The 2,308-nt window shown below is 68.6% G+C and carries 1 protein-coding gene and 1 pseudogene; both read right to left on the minus strand.

Features of this window, described 5'->3' with window-relative positions:
• Positions 1-106: 106 nt before the first annotated feature.
• Positions 107-1,852, minus strand: coding sequence for a DEAD/DEAH box helicase (locus H926_RS0117555; protein ID WP_022677473.1), 1,746 nt, complete (start codon positions 1,850-1,852; stop codon positions 107-109).
• Between the two features lie 216 nt (positions 1,853-2,068).
• A pseudogene (locus H926_RS33535) lies at positions 2,069-2,308 on the minus strand (ABC transporter substrate-binding protein); the annotation flags it as partial.

A 2,308-nucleotide genomic window follows, 5' to 3' on the forward strand; every position in this document is an offset into this window, starting at 1 on the left:
AGCCGCTGGAACGGCAGGACGAGCGCGCGGGTTAAGGAGGTAAACGCCCCCTCCGACGGCCTGCGGCCGCCACCTCCCCCACGGTGTGGGGGAGGATCTTTTGGGTTCAGCCTTCGCGGCGGCGCGGCGGGCCCTTGCGGTGCGTGCGGGGGCCATCGTTGCGCGGGCCATCACCGCGCGGCGGGAAGCCTTCGCGCGGGCGGTTGGGGCCATTGCCCTGGCGGCGGTTGGTGCGGGCCATTTCGCGCGGCGGTTCGCTCGGTTCGATGCGGATGCCGGTTTCATCCTCGGCGCCTTCGCGCGCGGTGCGCTGCAACGCGGCGCGGAAACGATCTTCCATCGCCTTGGGCACCTGGAAGTAGGTTTCGCTCGGGCCGATGCGGATCGCACCGATCTCGTTGCGGGTGATGTGGCCACGGCGGCACAACAGCGGCAGCAGCCAGCGCGGATCGGCGTTCTGGCGGCGGCCGATATCCATGCGGAACCACGACACGTCGTCAAAGCCCGTGCGGTGCGTGGCCTTGCGGCCTTCCTCGGTCGACAGGTCGATGAGGTCTTCGGGCTGCGGCATGGCCGAGCGATAGCTGCGCACCAGCGCCAGCGCGATATCGCGCACTTCCATGCGTTCCATCAGCGTGTCGGCCAGGGCCACGTCATCTTCGAGCACGTCTTCGGCGTCGACCGGGGCCAGCAGCTTTTCGAGCAGGCGCTCGCGGTCACGCTCGCGAATCTGGGCAGCGCCGGGGGCCGGCATCCATTCCGCCTCGATCCGCGCGCGGCGCAGCATTTCTTCCAGGCGGCGGCGGCGCGGATAGGGCACCACCAACACGGCCGTGCCCTTGCGACCGGCGCGGCCGGTGCGGCCCGAACGGTGCTGCAGGGTTTCCGCGTCACGCGGCACTTCCACGTGGACCACCAGGCTGAGCGAGGGAATGTCGATCCCGCGTGCGGCCACGTCGGTGGCCACGCAGATGCGGGCGCGCCCGTCACGCAAGGCCTGGATCGCCTGGTTGCGCTCGTTCTGGCTGTGCTCGCCCGACAGCGCCACGGCGGCGAAGCCGCGCTCGACCAGCGTGGCATGCAGGCGGCGCACATTGTCACGCGTGGCGCAGAACAGCATGGCCGTTTCCGCCTCGTGGAAGCGCAGCAGGTTGATCACCGCGTTCTCGATGTCGTTGGGCGAGACGGCGACAGCCTGGTAGCTGATGTCGCCATGGCCCTGGCGATCGTCGATCGTGGAGATGCGCAGCGCGTCGCGCTGATACTGCTTGGCCAGCACCGCGATCGGACGCGGCATGGTGGCCGAGAACAGCAGCGTGCGGCGCTCTGCCGGGGTGGCGTCGAGCAGTTCTTCCAGGTCTTCGCGGAAGCCCATGTCGAGCATTTCGTCGGCTTCATCGAGGACGACGAAGCGCAGGGCCGAAAGATCGAGCGCGCCGCGTTCGAGATGGTCGCGCAGGCGGCCGGGCGTGCCGACCACGATGTGCGCACCATGGTTGAGCTGGCGGCGTTCCTTGGACGGGTCCATCCCGCCAACGCAGGTGGCGATGCGCAGGCCGGCCTTTTCATAAAGCCAGGCAAGTTCGCGGCTGACCTGAAGGGCCAGTTCACGCGTGGGGGCAATGGCCAGGGCCAGCGGCGCGCCGGCCGGCGGCACGCCATCGCCAAGGAGATCGGAAGCCATGGCCACGCCAAAGGCAACGGTCTTGCCAGAGCCGGTCTGGGCAGAAACCAGAAGGTCGCGGCCGGCCGCTTCCGCTTCGAGCACGGCGGCCTGGACCGGAGTCGGTTCGGCATAGCCACGGGCGGCAAGGGATTCGGCAACGGCAGCAGGGAGAGATGAAAAGGGCATGAAACTCAACGGGTCTGGGCCGGGCCGCAACGTGGGCAGGGACCGGCTGGGGATATTACACGGGTGTTTATAAGGCCAGACGACAGTGCCACGGCCTCACCACGCGAAGCCCGATATACCATCTCTCGGCCCCCGCCCCCTAGCGGGTTGTTCCTTTCGCCGCCATGACCAAATGCGAAAAATCGCCCTGATCGCGGCAATTCTTCGAAAAACTGCCTATTTCGGCACAATGGTCAGCGGTGGCAGCGGGTGCCAACCCCACGGATTGGGGGAAAACCCGGTCACGCGGCTGCGCACCAGCGACCAGCGCAACGGCCGCGCGATCGGGATGAAGCTGTTGGCCGCCGTGACGGCGGTTTCGGCCTGCGCCAGCAGGGCCATGCGCGCCTGCGGATCGCGCTCTGCCCGGGCCTGCGCGGCCAGGGCATCGCCTTGCGGGCTGCACCCTGCCGGGCT

Origin of the sequence: Novosphingobium sp. B-7, from assembly GCF_000410615.1 — a bacterium.
Taxonomy (GTDB): Bacteria; Pseudomonadota; Alphaproteobacteria; order Sphingomonadales; family Sphingomonadaceae; genus Novosphingobium; species Novosphingobium capsulatum.